The 17,041-nt window shown below is 69.0% G+C and carries 13 protein-coding genes and 1 pseudogene; 7 read left to right on the top strand and 7 right to left on the bottom strand.

Going from position 1 to position 17,041, the window contains the following annotated elements; genetic code table 11:
* Positions 1-136 precede the first annotated feature (136 nt).
* Positions 137-307 (top strand): hypothetical protein, encoded by a 171-nt coding sequence (locus tag ACIBCJ_RS35185; protein WP_365981066.1) that lies wholly within the window; start codon positions 137-139, stop codon positions 305-307.
* Here ACIBCJ_RS35185 and ACIBCJ_RS35190 read toward each other — a convergent pair.
* From ACIBCJ_RS35190 to ACIBCJ_RS35200, 3 genes are all read right to left on the bottom strand, one after another.
* Positions 297-1,955, bottom strand: coding sequence for a catalase (locus tag ACIBCJ_RS35190; RefSeq protein ID WP_365981067.1), 1,659 nt, complete (start codon positions 1,953-1,955; stop codon positions 297-299). The two genes, ACIBCJ_RS35185 and ACIBCJ_RS35190, sit on opposite strands and share 11 nt — an antisense overlap.
* A gap of 332 nt (positions 1,956-2,287) precedes the next feature.
* The gene (locus ACIBCJ_RS35195; protein WP_362106806.1) at positions 2,288-3,031 is read right to left on the bottom strand and encodes a sterol desaturase family protein; all 744 of its coding nucleotides are present in this window, start codon (positions 3,029-3,031) and stop codon (positions 2,288-2,290) included.
* Between the two features lie 6 nt (positions 3,032-3,037).
* Positions 3,038-3,754, bottom strand: coding sequence for a GntR family transcriptional regulator (locus ACIBCJ_RS35200; RefSeq protein WP_365981068.1), 717 nt, complete (start codon positions 3,752-3,754; stop codon positions 3,038-3,040).
* 521 nt (positions 3,755-4,275) lie between these two features.
* Here ACIBCJ_RS35200 and ACIBCJ_RS35205 point away from each other — a divergent pair.
* Positions 4,276-4,638 (top strand): annotated as a pseudogene (locus ACIBCJ_RS35205) (transposase); the annotation flags it as partial.
* Positions 4,639-4,866: 228 nt separating this feature from the next.
* Here ACIBCJ_RS35205 and ACIBCJ_RS35210 read toward each other — a convergent pair.
* Positions 4,867-5,781: an SDR family oxidoreductase gene (locus tag ACIBCJ_RS35210; protein ID WP_365981069.1), complete on the bottom strand. Its 915-nt coding sequence runs from the start codon at positions 5,779-5,781 to the stop codon at positions 4,867-4,869.
* 653 nt (positions 5,782-6,434) lie between these two features.
* Here ACIBCJ_RS35210 and ACIBCJ_RS35215 point away from each other — a divergent pair.
* Positions 6,435-7,100, top strand: a complete 666-nt coding sequence (locus ACIBCJ_RS35215) for a helix-turn-helix domain-containing protein (protein ID WP_362511254.1) — start codon at positions 6,435-6,437, stop codon at positions 7,098-7,100.
* Positions 7,097-8,455 (top strand): MFS transporter, encoded by a 1,359-nt coding sequence (locus ACIBCJ_RS35220; protein ID WP_365981070.1) that lies wholly within the window; start codon positions 7,097-7,099, stop codon positions 8,453-8,455. The genes ACIBCJ_RS35215 and ACIBCJ_RS35220 overlap by 4 nt, the downstream gene beginning before the upstream one ends.
* A gap of 554 nt (positions 8,456-9,009) precedes the next feature.
* Here ACIBCJ_RS35220 and ACIBCJ_RS35225 read toward each other — a convergent pair.
* Complete coding sequence (locus tag ACIBCJ_RS35225) at positions 9,010-9,906, bottom strand: helix-turn-helix transcriptional regulator (protein WP_365981071.1); 897 nt, start codon at positions 9,904-9,906, stop codon at positions 9,010-9,012.
* A gap of 220 nt (positions 9,907-10,126) precedes the next feature.
* Here ACIBCJ_RS35225 and ACIBCJ_RS35230 point away from each other — a divergent pair, with 220 nt between their 5' ends.
* The 3 genes from ACIBCJ_RS35230 to ACIBCJ_RS35240 all read left to right on the top strand — a co-directional run bounded on the left by ACIBCJ_RS35230 (position 10,127) and on the right by ACIBCJ_RS35240 (position 12,869).
* Positions 10,127-11,104 carry an aldo/keto reductase gene (locus tag ACIBCJ_RS35230; protein ID WP_365981072.1) on the top strand — a complete coding sequence of 326 codons (978 nt, stop codon included), beginning with the start codon at positions 10,127-10,129 and terminating at the stop codon, positions 11,102-11,104.
* 45 nt (positions 11,105-11,149) lie between these two features.
* A complete protein-coding gene (locus ACIBCJ_RS35235; protein ID WP_365981073.1) occupies positions 11,150-12,178 on the top strand; it encodes a zinc-binding dehydrogenase in 1,029 nt (342 codons plus the stop codon).
* 223 nt (positions 12,179-12,401) lie between these two features.
* On the top strand, positions 12,402-12,869 hold the full coding sequence (locus ACIBCJ_RS35240) for a MarR family winged helix-turn-helix transcriptional regulator (protein ID WP_365981074.1): 468 nt from the start codon (positions 12,402-12,404) through the stop codon (positions 12,867-12,869).
* Between the two features lie 485 nt (positions 12,870-13,354).
* Here the strand turns inward: ACIBCJ_RS35240 and ACIBCJ_RS35245 are convergent, their stop codons facing one another.
* Both ACIBCJ_RS35245 and ACIBCJ_RS35250 read right to left on the bottom strand, forming a co-directional pair.
* A complete protein-coding gene (locus tag ACIBCJ_RS35245) occupies positions 13,355-13,786 on the bottom strand; it encodes a DUF6281 family protein (protein ID WP_365981075.1) in 432 nt (143 codons plus the stop codon).
* Positions 13,787-14,209: 423 nt separating this feature from the next.
* Positions 14,210-17,041, bottom strand: a complete 2,832-nt coding sequence (locus tag ACIBCJ_RS35250) for an NACHT domain-containing protein (RefSeq protein WP_365981076.1) — start codon at positions 17,039-17,041, stop codon at positions 14,210-14,212.

The raw sequence follows: 17,041 nt of genomic DNA on the forward strand, positions 1-17,041 counted from the left end.
ACCCCCCCCCCAACACCACAAAACACCCCCACCACCCCCCCCCCCCCCCCCCCCCCCCCCCCCCGCCCCCCCCCCCCCCCCGCCCCCCCCCCCCCCGGACGGTGACCGAGGAGACGACACGCGCTGAGCACTGGCCATGATCCGCGTCACGGCGTTCGAGGCAACCCCTCCGCGGTTCGTCCGGAGCGGCACGCTGCCGAAGCGACGGTCGCGGCACCTGCAGGTTTGCAGGCAGGTGAAGGCGAAGGCCTTCCCGATCGGCGAGGCCGCGGTGAAGGCCTTCCCGGTCGGCGTCGTCAGCGGGTGACGACGTGCCGCTCGTTCGGGACACAGTGGGTCATGGTGAGGCCCTCGACATCGCGCGGCGGGTTCTTGCCGAGGTTCGACAGCCGCTCGCGGTCCTCGTCCGTGAGCTCCTGGCCGGCCAGCGGCTTCAGGCCCGCCACGTCCTGAGCGCTGATACCGAGGCCCTCGCCGACGCGCAGACCGAGGTCGTTGTCGACCAGCAGGAAGTGCCAGACCATGCGTTCCTGCACCGGCCGCTCGCACTGCGAGATCAGGTCGACGAAGTTCTTCACCAGGTCGTCCCGCTCCCACTGCTCCAGCAGGCAGTAGCGCTGGCCGGCCTGGAGGTAGTCGTTGGTGCGCGGGATGCGCTTGCGGGTGACCCGGCCCCGGATCTCCGGCCCCTGTTCGTCGTGCGTGGGGTACTGCGCCTCGCGCAGGCTGCCGTCGGTGATGGAGGGCTCGTAGTTGACGATCGGGTTCTCGCCGCCGTCGACGTGGTACGCCATCTGGCCGTCGCGCTGGTTGGTGCGCACGGTGGCGTTCTTGGCCTGGTTGACCGGGAGTTGCAGGTAGTTCGGGCCGACCCGGTAGCGCTGTGTGTCACTGTACGAGAAGGTCCGACCGACCAGCATCTTGTCGTCGGAGAAGTCCAAGCCGTCGACGAGGACACCGGTGCCGAACGAGATCTGCTCGTTCTCCGCGAAGTAGTTCTGCGGCATGCGGTTCAGCACGATCTTGCCGACCGCTTTGGGCGGGAAGTCCTGCTCGGGCCAGGTCTTGGTGTCGTCCAACGGGTCGAAGTCCAGTTCCGGGTGGTCGTGGTCGTCCATCATCTGGACGAGCAGTTCCCACTCCGGGTAGTCGCCGCGGGCCACCGCCTCGTACAGGTCCTTGGTGGCGTGGCCGAGGGAGTCTGCCTGCACCTGCGCGGCGTCTTCCTCGGTCATGCTGCGCACGCCGGCCTTGGGCATCCAGTGGTACTTGACCAGCTTGGTCTCACCGCTCCGGTCGACCCACTTGTAGGTGTTGACGCCGAACCCCTGCTGGTGGCGGTAGTCGGCGGGGATGCCGCGCGGGCTGAAGAGGTTGACCAGCATGTGCATGCACTCCGGGGTCTGCGACATGAAGTCGAAGATGCGCCGGGGCTGCTGCTCGAACGTGACCGGGTCGGGCTTGAGGGCGTGGATGACGTCCGGGAACTTGATGGCGTCCCGGATGAAGAAGACGCCCAGGTTGTTGCCGACCAGGTCCCAGTTGCCGTCCTCCGTGTAGAACTTGACCGCGAAGCCACGTGGGTCGCGGGTCGCCTCGGAGGAATCGCGGCCGCCGATGACGGTGGAGAAGCGCAGGGCGATGTCGGTGCGCTTGCCGCGCTCTTGGAAGAGCTTGGCGCGGGTGTAGCGGTCGATCGGCTCGTCGCCCCAGGCACCGTACGCCTCGAAGTAGCCGTACGCGGTGACTCCGCGGGCGTGCACGACGCGCTCGGGGATGCGCTCCCGGTCGAAGTGACTGATCTTCTCCAGGAACTGGTAGTTCTCCAGCGTCGCGGGTCCGCGGGCGCCGACGGTGCGCTGGTTCTGGTTGTCGTAGACCGGATGTCCCTGCCGGTTGGTGAGCACCCTGCGGTCATCGCCGGGAGCGGGACCCTGGCTCGATACATCGGTCATTGCGCTTCTGCTCCTTCGACTCGTGGGCGCCGCGGACGTGCGCATGCGGGGGCGACGGCCGTCGGGCCGGGCACATGGGCGTCCCCGGCATCCGGCCACGCGGGGTCAGTCATGTGTGACCCTGACACGGGGCCGGGCTGCCCGCGACCGGCGGACAGGGCCGAACGGCGCACCGTCACCCCGAGAGCCCTTCTCCCCGACGCTCGGGTCCGCGGCGAGGGGGCTGCTGCGTCGGTCGCCGAGAAGCCGGGTGCACAGCAGCGCCATCACCAGGTAGCGCCCTCGCGGGCCCTCGTCGCTGCCCCTGCCTCTGAGGTACGGGCGCTCGCGCGTTACCGCTGGCCGTGCAGGTTCTTGGCAGTGGGCGATGTCGGCACGGCAGCCGGGTCGGGGTAGGTTCCCAGGAGGCGGTCGGCGCTTGCGGTCGTGGTGACCGTGAACCAGTAGTGCTCATTCTTGTAGTGGTGCAGCCGGTGGTTGCGCCAGACAGCTTTGTAGGCCCTGTTCCGGGGGCGGTAGTCGCTGTGGATCAGGTAGTGCGTCCACTCGTAGACCAATCCCGCGGCCGTCACGGTGGCCATGAAGGTCAGGGCTTGGCCGAGTCGCGGGAAGGCCACGAGGGCGGCTGTGTTGTAGCCGATGATCACCCAGATGAGTGCCTTCCAAGGGATGAAGACCAGGGGGGTGTCGCGTGGATCGACGTGATGTTCACGGTGCTTCCTCGCCAACAGGGTGTCGAGAGTGACACCCGCGACCTTTCGGGGACGCCAGTGCAGGACGAAGACGTGGATCAGCCACTCGAGCAGGGGAAACAGCAGGATCAGGACGAGCGGTGCGAAGGCGTCCTCAGCGCTCCAGTCCCCCACGGCTATGCGGCCGGTGAGCAGTACGCCCAGCACCGCGCTGATGATCCAGGGTGACGGGTATCGGCAGAATGCGCGGAAGGCGCCTCCCAGCGTCACATCGGTTCGGCGCGGCGCCGAGAGGGCGGACTCGTCCGCTCGCACGCGGGCACGGGCGTCCGATGTCACGGCGTTCTCGTGGTCCCGTTTCTGCTGCGCAGTCGTCTTGCGCAAGGTTGCTCACCCCTCGAGTTGATTGATGACTTCGATCAGGGCCTCGGTGGCCGGGCGGAGCAAGGCCTCGGCACGGCTGTACGCGGCGTCGGCGTCGGCGCCGGCGATGGCGGCGACCACGGCGTCGTAGGCGCAGGTCCGGTCCACCTCCGTGGCCATGACCTGGGCCAGAGCGTCAAGCGCGGGTTCGTAGGCTGCTCGCAGGCTGTTGAACATCAGGCGGAAGGTCACGGAGTCGGCGGCGTCCGTGACGTGTTCCCAGAAAGTCAGCGCATGTCGCTGCCGGGCGACCGGATCGCCGTCGTCTTTCAGTGCTTGGACAGCGGCCTCGAGCTGAGGGACCAGTGCCGGTCCCCGGCGTCGGGCTGCCAGTTCGGCGATCTTCGGGCCCACGTGGAGCCGCGCTTCGAGGATGCTCCGGGCGACCGCCAGATCGATCTCCCCGCCCGCGAACAGGAGGCGAGGCAGCAGGTCAAGGCCGCCGGACCGACGAATGTCGCGCACCGTGGTGGCATCTCCTTGGCGCACTTCCACCAGGCCGGCGTGGGCAAGTCGTTGCAGTGCCTCGCGTACTGCGGGGCGCGAAACTCCCAACACCTCCGCGAGCCGGCGCTCACTGGGCAGGTTCTCACCCGGTGCGAGGCTGCCACTGATGACTTCTCCGAAGAGCTGATCGAACACTTCGTCAGGGACCGAGCGCCGGTTGACTGGTTGCAAGGGCATGTGCGCACCTTAGAACTCGGCGGACAGGTGGTCTAGTGGTCAGACCACTCCTTCCGGTCGTGCCCTCGGAGGAAGGGTGGTGGCTCCCCCTGATCCGGGCGGTCGCAGAGCCACCCAGCGCGGCCCTGCTCCCGGGAAGAGCACCGCACGAGCGGTGGCCGCCATGGCGCCGCACACCACACAGCCCCCGGGGCGGCGTCTCCTGGACGCGGGCGAGCGTCTGCGGGCGGGCTGACGCAGCCGGGGCCTGGTCCAGGTGGACGGGGTCGATGCCGTGCCGGGCGAGCAGATCGGCGGGTTCCATGACGGCTCCGTTCACCCCGCCCCTGGTTCCTGCCCGACCGGCTCCTGGAACAGGGCCTGAACGGGCACAGCCCGCTCGTCTAGGTGCACGCCGACGACTGCTGCAACGCGGGCAAGAACAGCAAGGGCATGACCAGGATCAGACCCGCCTCATCCTCGCGGACGGCACCTAAAAGCCTGCCCGCTTCACCGGCCGAACGCATCCCTCTCGCAGCCGTATCTCCGGCGCCAACACTCATGACAGCCTGGCCCTGCAGCCGCTGGTGCGGTCCATCCTGCCCGTTCGCAGCCGTCGCGGCCCGCGCCGATGGCGCCCGGACAAGTTGCACGGTGACAAGGGCTACGACTACGACGCCCAGCGCCGATGGCTCCGAGCACGTGGCATCACCCCTCGCATCGCCCGTCGCGGGAAGGAGTCCTCGCAGCGACTGGGCCGACACCGCTGGGTCGTCGAGCGCACCATGTCCTGGCTTACCGGCTGCCGTCGACTGCACCGACGCCACGAGCGCAGGCCCGAGCACTTCCTCGCCTTCACCGCCATAGCCACCAGCCTCATCAACTACCGTCGACTCACCAGGTGAAACGACGTTTGAGACCTTGGCTTGATTTCCTGCGGCCCCGGCCCGGTGGCGATCTGGCGGCGTGCGCAGGCACCGCGGCGTCTCTTGCTCAGGAGAGCGAAGCTGCTCTCCAAGCCCTGCCTGCAGACATCGAGTTGCCGGTCGGAAGGCGGCCCGGACAGGGTTCGGCCGCCGCGATCGGCCGAAGGGGGCAGCTACTCGAGGCTCGCAACCCGCCTGGCCGCTGTGTCAACGGCTGTCGGTCATCCCGCCGGTCACCGCGATGGTTTCGCCGATCACGTAGCTGGAATCAGCTTCGGACGCCAGGTAGACGTACGCGGGAGCAAGTTCCTCGGGTTGAGCCGCACGGCCCATGGGATCCGCGGCAGCGAGGTTCTCCTTCAGGTAGTCGTCGGGAAAGCGCTGGCTGGCAAGGTTCAGGACGGTCCAGGTGGGACCGGGGGCTACGACGTTTGCACGGATCCCGCGTTTGACGAGGTGAGAGGCGATCGACTTCGTGAAGATGATCTGCGCGGCCTTCGATGCCGCGTAGTCCATCATCATGTCGCTGCCCTTGAGACCCTCCTCCGACGCCGTCGCGATGATCGCGTCCCCCCGTTTCAGATGCGGCAGAGCGGCCTGCACGAGGTGGAAGTAGGCGTAGACGTTCGTCTTGAACGCCAGGTCGAAGTCCTCGAAGCACAGGTCCTCGAGCGAGTTCTGGCTGTTGAGGCGAGCCGCGTTGCTCACCAGAATGTTCAGGGCGCCCAGACCGCCCACCGTCGTTGTGACGGCGTTTCGGCAGAAGTCCGGATCACACAGGTCACCCGGTATCAGCAGGCATCGCTGCCCCTCGCCTTCGACCGCCTCGCGGGTCACCTCCGCGTCTTCCTGCTCCTCTGGCAGATACACGATCGCCACATCAGCGCCCTCACGGGCATACAGCACGGCCACGGACCTGCCGATGCCCGAGTCGCCACCGGTGATCAGCGCCACTTTGCCCCGCAGTTTGCCCGACCCTCGGTAGCGCGGCGCCATGTAGCGAGGCGGCGTCGACATCTTCGACTCCAGGCCGGGCCGCGACTGCCGCTCGAACCGGTACGGCGGCGTCGGCTCACCGGCCTCGTCCGGCCGGGCAGAAGGAACCTCACGCGCGTCAGCCATCAGTCAGTCTCCAGATCACACGTACACGGGCGCCCTCCGCGTTAACCCGGACGCGAGCGCCAAAACGCGTGCACCGCGGATCACCGCGACGGCCTGCTACACCGGACCGCGGTTTTGTCTTCCCACCGACAGGCATCCCACTCTCGGGTGTGGTCCCGCTCTGCGGTCACCGGCTCGTGTAGCGTCCGCTTCCTGCCGGAGCGCGGAGGCTTCGACCGACGCGTCACGGGGCCAAGGCCGGCCAAGTCCCCCGGCCGACGCCCCCTCCGCGCACTCCGCGCTGGTCCGGACCGAGGTCCTGGAGAGAGCGGCCCCGCTGGTCCAGCGACGGGACGACTAGCGTGTCGCCTGCGCGCGGGAAGCCGAGGGCTTTCCACTGCTCCTGAGGACTTCAGCGGCGTCGTCAACCTGGGTAGGCGCATCTGTCGGATCGTCAGCAGATGGCGTGACCCGATCTGTTGACCACATCGACCCTCTGACACCGTTCGCTGGGCGTGGTCCAGCCCCGATCCGACCTGGTAACCACGCTTACGGATCTTGCTCGTCGACCGGTCGACAGATGAGCAGAAGCACATCGCCAGCTAGGTGAACCACAAAGAACTCTTTGCGAAGACCTCTTTGCGAAGACTCCTTTGCAGACTACTGTGTGCCGTATGGCTGATGCAGTGGAGATGCCGGATGGCCCGAACCTAGAAGAGGACTCGGTTGTCCTGGATGCCAAGGGGTTGCGTGCCCTGGCGCATCCGGTGCGTGTGCAGTTGGTGGGGCTGCTGAGGAAGTACGGCCCGTCGACGGCCACCCGCCTCGCGGAGCGGTTGGGCGTGAATTCCGGTACGGCCAGCTACCACCTCCGGCAGCTCGGCGCGGCCGGTTTCGTCGAGGAGGACACCGAACGCGGCAATGCGCGAGAGCGCTGGTGGCGGTCGGTGCACCGGACGACCTGGTTCAGCGATCCGGAGCTGGCAGAGCGGGAGCCCGAGGCCGCACTGGCCTACCAGCAGTCCGTGGCCGCCATCTACACCCTGCGCACGCAGCAGACCCTCAACGGGCTTCAGACGATGCCCCGCGCATGGCGGAACACCTTCGACATGAGCGACTGGGCCTTGCGGCTCACACCTGAGGAAGCCGCTGCCCTGTATCGGGAGTTGGCGGAGGTCATCGCGCGCTATCGGCGAGACGCGCCGGAGACGGCGGCCACTGCCCCCGAGGGAGCCGAACGGGTCGCCGTGATCACGCAGATCCTGCCCGAGCTGGATGCGCCTGCCGTGTCGTCCCTTCCTTCCGACCCGCAGGAAGAGGAAGGAAGCCCGACGTCATGACCGACGACGCCTCGGAGCCCGCCGGCATACCCGGCAACAGGGCCTTACGGCCGCTGGGCGGGGTACTGGCGGCCATGGCCATCTCACTGACCGGCACTCGGATCTCCGTTGTGGCACTGCCCTGGTTCGTCCTCGTGACCACCGGCAGCGCCACCCAGACCGGACTGGTCGCCTTCTGCGAGATGACTCCCTACGTGATGGTCAAGGCGTTCACCGGACCGCTGGTGGACCGGATCGGACCGCGAGCGGTTTCCTGGACCACCGATCTGGCCAGCGCGACCGCGGCCGCTGCGGTTCCCCTGTTCCATGCCTTGGACCTGCTCTCCTTTCCCCTTCTGCTGGTTCTGGTCGCGTTGATCGGCGCGGCCCGGGGACCCGGCGACCTGGCCAAGGAGGTGATGGTCCCGGAGGCGGCCGAGCGCGGTCGGGTACCGCTGGAGCGGGCCACCGGGCTGTCCGGCGTGATCGAGCGGCTCGCCTCCACCGTCGGCCTCGCAGTCGGCGGATCCCTGGTGGCGCTGCTCGGTCCCCTGACCGGGCTCGCCGTCAACGCGGGATGCTTCGCCCTGGGTTCGGTGATCATCAAACTCGCGCTGCCTCGCGGTATGGGACACACGGCCGAGGAAGCCCCCGCGCCCGCCGGGGAGACGGAACCCGGCTACTGGCGGCGATTCGGCGAAGGCTTCACCTTCCTGCGCGGCGAGCCGCTGCTGCTCACCGTCATCGTCATGGTCGGCATCACCAACCTGCTGGACGCGGCGATCACCTCGGTGCTCGTACCCGTCTGGGCCAGGGAATCCAGCAACGGGCCGACCGCGATCGGCCTGATGGGCAGCGTGATGGGGGGCGCGGGGGTCGCCGGGAGTCTGATCGCCGCGGTGGTCGCGCACCGGCTGCGGCGACGGATGGTGGTTCTCACCGGGTTTCTGCTGGCCGGAGCCCCGAGATTCCTGATCCTGGCCTTCGATGCCCCGTTGGGGGTGGTGATCGCCGTCTTCGCGATCAGCGGGTTCGGCGCCGGCTTCGTCAACCCGGTACTGGGAGCCGTCCTCGTCGAGCGGGTGCCACGCCGGATGCTGGGCCGGGTCAACGCCCTCGGTGACTCGCTGGCCTGGTCCGGCATCCCTCTCGGCGGGCTTCTCGCCGGGGCCGCGGTAACTGCTGCCGGACTCGGGCCGGTGCTGGTCACCTGCGGCGCCGTGTACTTCCTCACCACGAATCTGGCGGGACTGCGCCCGGAATGGCGCGAGATGGACCGGACGCGCGGGCGGGGCGTCCCGAAGCCGCATCCCACGGAAGACACTTCGCAACGCAGCGCCGATGTAGGCGCGCACGCCTCACGCACACACGGGTGACTGCTGGTCGGGGGCGGACTGATCATGGTCGGCGCCTGGGGACCAGGGCCCCGGAGCGGCGGCGAACGCGTCTCGTTCATCGGAGGTGTCCGCCTGAGATTCTGCTCGACACCGCGCTGAGGCGCGCAGCCGTGGCCCCCAACCTGCCGGACCGGGACACCGGATCTCGCCGCCGCACGGCGAAAGCGCGTCGCCCCGGATGCAAAGGAGCTGACATGAAGTCGGCTAGTCGCCTGCTCCTGAACGGCCTTCGGAGGCAGCCCGTGGTGCGCCTGCCCGCAGTGCTTCGAGGTCTGCCGGGCCGTGGGTCAGGAGCACCGATCCAACTGGACGAGGCGTACGGCGTCCGGCGTCCGGCGTCCGGCGATCCCGCCCTCCATGAACGGCGTGGCAGCGCCCCGCAAGGACGGTGCGGCCGAAGCCCGCACCGCGAGTCCCGGAGCCGGACGTCCACCCGTACGCGGCGATCGTCGTCCCGGCTCGAATGCGTGGGCGACCAGGTCCCCTGGGGTCCGGGACGCCGTCGCCACGTGCAGCCGGTGTGTCGGGTGATCTCAGGAGGGTGGGTAGGGAAGCTGCGAGCCGTGTGAGATCGCGGGTGCGCTCATGTCGAGCAGGAGCAGGGCGTCGTGGTCGGGGGTTCCGGGTTCGGCGGTGTAGACGCCGATGCGCTGACCGGGGGTGCCTTCGACGTGCAGGGACTGGGACGTGAGGACGAGGGTGCCGATCTGTGGGTGGTGGAAGGTCTTGTGGGCAGGCTTGCGGCCGGTGACCTCGTAGCGTTCCCAGAGGCCGGCGAAGTCGGCGCTCTTGAGGAGGAGTTCGCCGACGAGGTTCGTCAGGTCGGGCGCGTCGGGGGCGGTGCCTGCGACGGCGCGCAGGCGGGCGACGCAGCCCGTGATCTGCCGGTCCCAGTCGGGGAACAGATCGCGGGCAGCGGGGTGGAGGAAGAGGTAGCGGGCGAGGTTGCGGTGCTTGACGGGCCAGTCGTCCAGGCCCGCGTACAGGGCGAGGCCGCCGGGGTTCGAGGCGAGCATGTCCATGCTGCGGCTGATGACGTAGGCGGGGTTCGGCCGCAGTGACTCCAGCAGCAGCTTCAGGTGGGGGCGCACGGTCGGGCTGGGTGCAGGTGGCGGTTCGCCGATGTAGCGGGCGGCGCGGGCGGCGAGCTCGCGCAGGTGCTGGTGCTCCTGGTCGTCCATGCGCAGGGCGCGGGCGAGGGAGTCGAGGACGGCGGGGCTGGGGCGGGTCTCCTTGCCGCGCTCCAGGCGGACGTAGTAGTCGATGCTGATGCCGGCGAGGGTGGCCACCTCCTCGCGGCGCAGCCCCGGGGTGCGCCGCAGGCCGGCGCCGGGAGTGAGCCCTACGTGCTCGGGGCTGGTCTGGGTCCGGCGGGCGCGAAGGTAACGGCCCAGCTCGGCGCCGTCACCGGGTGCGCTCTGGGATGCCATGGTCCCAGTCTCACGCACCGCGCGCCTGCCGCGAAGCCGGGAGAGGGGCCCTGCCACTACCCCCGAAGAGCCCGCCCTGCCGCACCGCCGGAATCCGGGCGAAGGTGAAGCAGCAAGACGCCGACATCCTGATCACCTCGACCGGCCCGGCACGGGCACCGTCCGCCGGCCGGGACGACGATGAGGACGCCGGGCGACGCTACGACGCGAAGAGGGCACGATGCGCTACATCAACCTGCGTGACCTGGAGGTTTCCCGGATCGGGCTGGGCGCGATGGGCATGTCCCACGGCTACACGGACTCGGGCACCGACGACGCGGAGTCGATCAGGACCGTGCACCGGGCGCTGGACCTGGGCGTCACGCTGATCGACACCGCCGAGATCTACGGCCCGTACGTCAACGAGGAACTCCTGGGACGGGCGCTCAAGGGGCGCCGGGACCAGGTGGTGCTGGCCACCAAGTTCGGCATGGTCTCCCATCGTGGAGGCGGCGCCTGGAATCTCGACTCCGGTCCGGCCAACATCCGCACCGCCGTCGAGGGCTCGCTGAAGCGGCTCGGCACCGACCACATCGACCTGTACTACCAGCACCGGGTCGACCCGAACACACCCATCGAGGAGACCGCCGGCGCTGTCGGCGAGCTGATCGCCGAGGGCAAGGTACGCGCCTTCGGGCTCTCGGAGGCCGGGCCCGACACGATCCGGCGGGCCCACGCCGTACAGCCGGTCACCGCGGTCCAGTCCGAGTACTCCCTGTTCACCCGCGGGATCGAGGACCGCGTCCTGCCGGTGCTGCGGGAGCTGAACATCGGTCTCGTGCCGTTCGCCCCGCTGGGCCGCGGTCTGCTGACCGGCACCGTGCGCGTCACGGACCAGTACGGCGAGAACGACTTCCGGCACGGCAACCCCCGCTTCACCGGTGACAACCTCCAGCACAACCTCGCCCTGGCCGACCGCGTCGGGGCCGTGGCCGACGAGGCCGGGGCCACACCGGGGCAGGTGGCGCTCGCCTGGCTGCTCGCGCAGGACGACCACATCGCCCCGATCCCCGGCACCAAACGCGTGGCCCGCGTCGAGGAGAACACCGCCGCCGACGCCCTCACGCTCAGCGCCGACCAGCTGGAGCGGCTCTCCGGCCTGCCCCCCGCCGCCGGCGCCACCCACAAGGAGGGCCAGGCCCGGATGCTCGAACGCTGACGACGCCCCTCTGCGATCCCCCCACCCTGTTTGGAGCAAGACCCCATGCGTGCTGCAGTGATGTACGGAGCCGGCGACGTCCGTGTCGAGGACCGGCCCGACCCGAAGATCGTCCGGCCGACCGATGCGGTGGTCCGCGTCGTCGCCTCCTGCGTGTGCGGCAGCGACCTGTGGCCGTACGCGTCCATGCCCGCCACCGGCACCGGCCGCCCCATGGGGCACGAGTTCCTCGGCGTCATCGAGGAGACCGGCACGGACGTCACCACCCTCACGGCGGGGGAACTCGTCGTCGCACCGTTCACCTACAGCGACAACACCTGCGACTACTGCGCCAAGAGCCTGCACATCTCCTGCCGCAACGGCGGCCGGTACGGCTTCGACGGCGTCGACGGCGGGCAAGGCGAGGCCGTCCGTGTCCCGTACGCGGACGGCACCCTGGTCAGGCTGCCCGTGGCCGCCGATTCCGCGCTCATCCCGTCGCTCCTTGCCCTATCGGACGTGATGACCACCGGCCACCACGGCGCCGTCACCGCCGGCGTCGGCCGCGGTGACACGGTGCTGGTAATCGGCGACGGCGCGGTCGGCTTGTGCGCGGTGCTCGCCGCCAAGCGGCTGGGCGCCGAGCGGATCGTGCTCGCCGGCCGCCACGAGACCCGCACCAGCCTGGGCCGCGACTTCGGTGCCACCGACGTCGTCGCCGAACGCGGCGAGGAGGGCATCACGCGGATCCGCGAGCTGACCGGCGGCGTCGGCAAGGCCATCGAGGCCGTCGGTACCCGCACCGCCTTCGACACCGCACTGGGCGCCGTCCTGGACGGCGGCACCGTCAGCCGCCTGGGCGTGCCCCAGTACGCACAAGTCTCCCTCGGTCCCGCCGAGTTCATGCGCAACGTCACCCTGACCGGTGGCGCAAGCCCCGCCCGCGCCTACATCCCGCAACTGCTGCCCGACGTCCTGGACGGCACGATCGTCCCCGGGCTCGTCTTCAGTGAAACCTTCCCTCTCGACCGGACTCCGGACGCCTACCGGGCGATGGCCGTCCGCCGCGCCCTCAAGGCCCTCATCCGTCCTTGACCGGTAACTCCCCGTTCACGAGACCTCCGCGCCCCCAGGACGGTCACCTGGCCGGTGATCCGGAGCGGGAACAACTCGGACACCACCGCAGGTCCCAGTTCCCACCTCGACAGTCGCCCGGACGATCGCACGCTTGTCCTCAACCAGACTTGAGGTCCTACGTTCTTCCCCCGGCCTGCACGGTGTGCGGGCTCCGCTGAGAAGAACCTGTAGAGGACACCCCATGACGACCGAGCAGATCTCCGACACCGAACTCGCCGGGCAACCCGCCGCGTACTGGACCGGCGTCGCCTACGAGGCGCTCATCGCCTACACCCGCGCCCAACAGGCCGAAAAGGGCTACACCCAGCCCCAGTTCTGGCTACTGCGCCACCTCTCGAAGAACGACCTTTCGCCGGACGGCGAGGGCATGACCTTGCCCGAGTTGCGCCGGGCCATGGCCTCCTACATCCGCCCCGAGGACGACTTGGCGGCGGAGGCCGCGGTGCTCCTGGAACGCGGCTGGCTGACCCGGGACGCCAAGGACCGGCTGCGGCTCACCACGGAGGGCGAACAGGCCCGTGTCGACCTGGCCCGCAACGCCCCCGCAATCCGTGCCGTCCTGCACGAAGGCATCGACGACGCCGACTACGTGATCACGCTGAAGGTGCTCCAGCAGCTGATCCGTAACGCGGGCGGGGCGGTTGCCTGACCAACCACGAGCCCGGGATGAACGCCCCGGGCCTTGGTGAATTCATGGCGCACCGGCTGTTGTGGCTGCGCAACCGGGGCCCTCCCGCCCAGTCACCCCAGGCACTGTGATCAATCCGGATGCCAGAACCCACCTCCGGGGACGGCCCTGCGGCTCGGCCGGCGACGCGATCACGCCGGTGCCGACCGAGCTTGCCTCCGTCCCCGACGTCTCGGACGACGAGCGAGACCGGGACAAGAAGAAGCGCCGGCCACCTTCCGCCGTTCAGCGGGTCACTGCGCGGCCGGTTCCGAGCCCCGGAGACCTCCGGTTGATGTCCCCGGTGATCAGGTCTGTCGCGTCGGCGCGGTGCTGGCAGGTCGTAGAAGATCCGGTCAAGCAGGGGCGAGGCGTCGCCACTCGCTGTGTGCGAAGACGGCGGCCGTCCACCCGGCTGGATTGCACGTGGCGGGCGGCCTTCCATCGGCCGCCCGAACGATCCGACCCTAGCCTTGTACCAGGTCCTTGACCTCTGGGGGCAGGCTGCCACCGGGTTGGACGGCGAGGAGCATGACCTCGTCCGAGGCGTACCGCATCGCAATGGCCACGCGTGCATTCAAGCCGTCGACGACATAGGCCGTGGTCGGTTCGGACTGTACGGCATTGTCGTTGTGGCCCGGCGTGTCATCGCAGGGCGGGACCTCGACGGGACCAAGTTCCTCACCAAGGGTGAACTTGACGTTGGCCACCTGCGTATACGTGCGGCCCTCGTACAGGGCGGTGATCGCGCATGAGCCTTCGGCCTCCCCGCCGCCGCCCTGCGCCGTGCAGGCGGTCGTCAGCGCGGCCGCGATCACGACCATGGTCGAATACCACGGCAGTTGCCGCGACCGCGTCGGCACGGCGGCAATACGTCGGCTTGACATGCTGGTTCGCATCGGTGGGCTCCTTCCGGAGCGTGTGCGCGCTCCGTCTCCCCGGGTGCCGCTTGCCCCCTGGGACGTCTGGACCCAGGACGCGGCCGCCGATCAGTTCATGACCATGACGGAGTTCAAGGCGAACTCGTTCGTTCCGCTTTCGGTGCCTCGCCCTTCTCGCAGGAACCAGACGAGATCCTGGTCCTCGCTTGCGTCTCAGGCGATCCTGGTGCCGGTTCGGCGGCCGAGGCGGCGCGTCTTCTATGTGGTCGCGGCCCGGACCGAAGACGGTGACCTCGGGATGCGTCAGCCGGAGGCGAAAAGACGTCCTGGGCCGAGCAGGCGGGCGCTGAGGTCAGCGGGTCGGCTACGAGTCGTGACGGCCGCTCGGGTCGGCCTGCAGCAGCGCTGCGGCTGGACCGTTGTCGCTTCCTGAGGGTGGCCCTACTCGGTCACGCTGATCGACGCCTGAGGGAAAAGGGTGCGAAGGCTGATGCGGTCCACGCGGTTGCCCGGGCCCGGGGCGACGGACAGATGCAGGGTCTCGATCGAGGGGAAAGCCTGCGGCAGCGGGTCCAGCATCGCCTCGGTCTCCGTGTCGTGCAGGTCGAGACGTCGGATCTGAGGGAAGCGCAGTCCCGATTGCGCGGCGTAGGAGGCATGTCGCGCCGACAGCCCCAGCTGATGCAGCTTGGGGAGATTCTGCAGACCGGCCAGTGAGGTGCGCTCAGGGCACTCGGAAACCGAAACGACTTCCAAGAGGGGGAATTCACCCAGCACTGCCATGTCGGCCACGGTGCCTCGCAGGTCGAGGCGGGCGAGTTGGCCCGGGTCCAGGTACACGAGGAGACTCACGGCCGTGAAGTCGCCCACCAGTCTTATCCACGGGCGGCCCCCCAGTTCCCGTAGGGCGCGGAGTTCCGCCACGGACTGGGCGATGAAGTAGAGGTCGTCGTACGGCAGCTGGGCGATGACCTCGCTGCCGTACGCCTCCAGATCGAACCGGTGCCAGAACAACGCGAGTTGACTACGCACCCGTGATGACGGGTGCTTCCTGAAGCGAGCCAGGTAGGGAATCGCTTCGTCGGTTCCGATGAGGGCAGCCGTTCTGATGCACAGCTGGGCGTACTCATCGCTGTCCGAGGCACGCCACGCGGCGCTCAGTTCCTCGGGTCCCGGCAGGAAGTCGAGAGCGAGCAGTCCCACCGACGCGAGGTCACTCACCGCTTCGGGCGTCCGCGGCGGAAGCAGCGCGGACATGCTGCGTTCAAGTTCGGCCCTCACGGCAGGGTCCAGTTCCGTAGCCTGTTCGAGGCAGGATGCGGCAAGCACGACGGCACGGGCCGACCCGTCGCGCAAGAGCTCGCGCAGGATGTCCGCCCGGTCGCGCGGACGCCCCTGCGCCACCGCCATGCGGATGACGTCCTCCCACTGGTCGTCGGCGGCATGCTTGCGGACCATCCCGAATGTGCCCTCGTCCAGGAGCGCCCGCGCGCCCAGGAAGTCCTGGAAGGTGCGGTGGCAGAAGTCGATGGTCTCAAGGGCGGGGGCTCGCAGCAGACCGCTGCGGTTGATCAGCTGGGTGAGGACCGTCTCGGCCTCACCCAAGGCTGCCACCTCCGGCAGGGCGGGCAGTGCCTTGCCGATCTCGGTGAGTGCTCGGTCGCGGGTCATTTCGGTACGACCGTCCTTGATCAACCAGTACGCGAGCCGCTGGAGGATCTGGAGCTGCGGCTCCTCCCTGAGCTCGGTCCCCGTCACCCCGCGCTCGCGGTCACGACGGGTGAGGAGCATGGTGAGCGCGGCTTGGTACAGCTCCTTGCGTCCGATCGGCAGGAAGCCGTGGCGGTCCCGGTGAAGGGCACAGATCAGGCCGCACATCAAAGGGTTGGTGGCGAGTCGTCCCAGATCGGTTTTGATCCGGATGGCGTGAAGGAGCTGGGCCTCGTAGGAGGCGAGAACCTCGTCCTCCTCGGTGATGCCCGTGCGTGCGGCCGTATGCCAGCGTCCGACGAACGACTGGACGTCCGCGGGGCGCATCGGGGACAGCCTCAGTTCGACGAAGCCCTCAGCCGTCAGCCAGTCCTCGGCGACGGCGGACGGGCGGGAAGTGACCAGCCAGCGGTTGCCCGGGTAGGCGGCGGCCAGGTCGCTGAGCCAGCCGTGCGCGTGCGCCCGCTCACTCTCGGGAACTTCGTCGATGCCGTCGACAAGGAGCAGTCCGCGGCCAGCGGTGAGGACGCGGGACTGCCAGCCGGGCGGTTCCTCACCGGCCAGGGGTGCGCCCACAGCGGCCAGGAAATCCTTGGGGGCGGGGAGGTGACCGCCGTGGCGGGTCAGGCTGCGCAGTGGGAGGACGAAGGGGATCAGGTCCGCGAGATACGTCATGCGGTCGTCGCGGTCGCGGCGTGCGGCGGAGAGGGCCAGCCACTGGATGAGCGTCGTCTTGCCGGAGCCCGCCTCACCGCGCAGGAGGACGCGGTCATGGCCGGCGAGGGCCTCGTCTGCGGGCTGGTGCTGCCGCTGCCGGAGCCGAGGCTGCCGACGCAGGTAGTCCTCATACGCGTCCACCGGCGATATGGCCTCCAGGCGCATGTAGGCAACGTCCAGTGGCCACTTGTCCGCCGAATTGACCAGGTCGATGCCGTAAATCTGCAGCCGGCCGTGTTTCTTCGCTATGTACGAGAGGAAGCGTCGCTCGAACGCGGTGTCCCGGGCGTCCGGCCGTGGATTCCGGGTGATCAGTTCGTCCAGTTTGGCGATGACCTCGGCCTGTTGACGGCTCTGCTCCACAAGCGTGCGGGCGACGAAGGTCGAGCGTTGGGTGAAGAAGTTGATGATGTGAACGCAGGCCCACTCCGTGAGGGAGTCCACGAACAACGAGGCGTCGGCTGACAGGCCTCGGGTGGGCGCCTGATGGTGAAGCTTGCGAGTCAGCTCCCTGTAGCCGAGCTGTACCGCCTGGACGTCATCCATGTCGAGCTCGCCCAGCGCAAGTAACTTGGCCGTCAGCGCATCAGTGACCGCCGTCTTCTCCTGCTCGGGGAAGGGCACCTCTCCCGGCGACTCCACCGCTTCCCGGACCAAGCGGGCGGCGAGCACGCGCACATCCTTTTCGGTCAAGGTCCGCTTCTCGCCACGGAAAGAGACCAGGGCCGACAGCCGCACGGGCCTGTTGACCAGCCCGGCGCCTGGCTCCTCCTTCACGAGGAGCTTCTTCACCAGCGGTGCGACCACGCTCGAAGCCAGGCGTGTGCCGATGACTGCGGGATCCAT

Origin of the sequence: Streptomyces sp. NPDC051136, from assembly GCF_044455745.1 — a bacterium.
Taxonomy (GTDB): domain Bacteria; phylum Actinomycetota; class Actinomycetes; order Streptomycetales; family Streptomycetaceae; genus Streptomyces.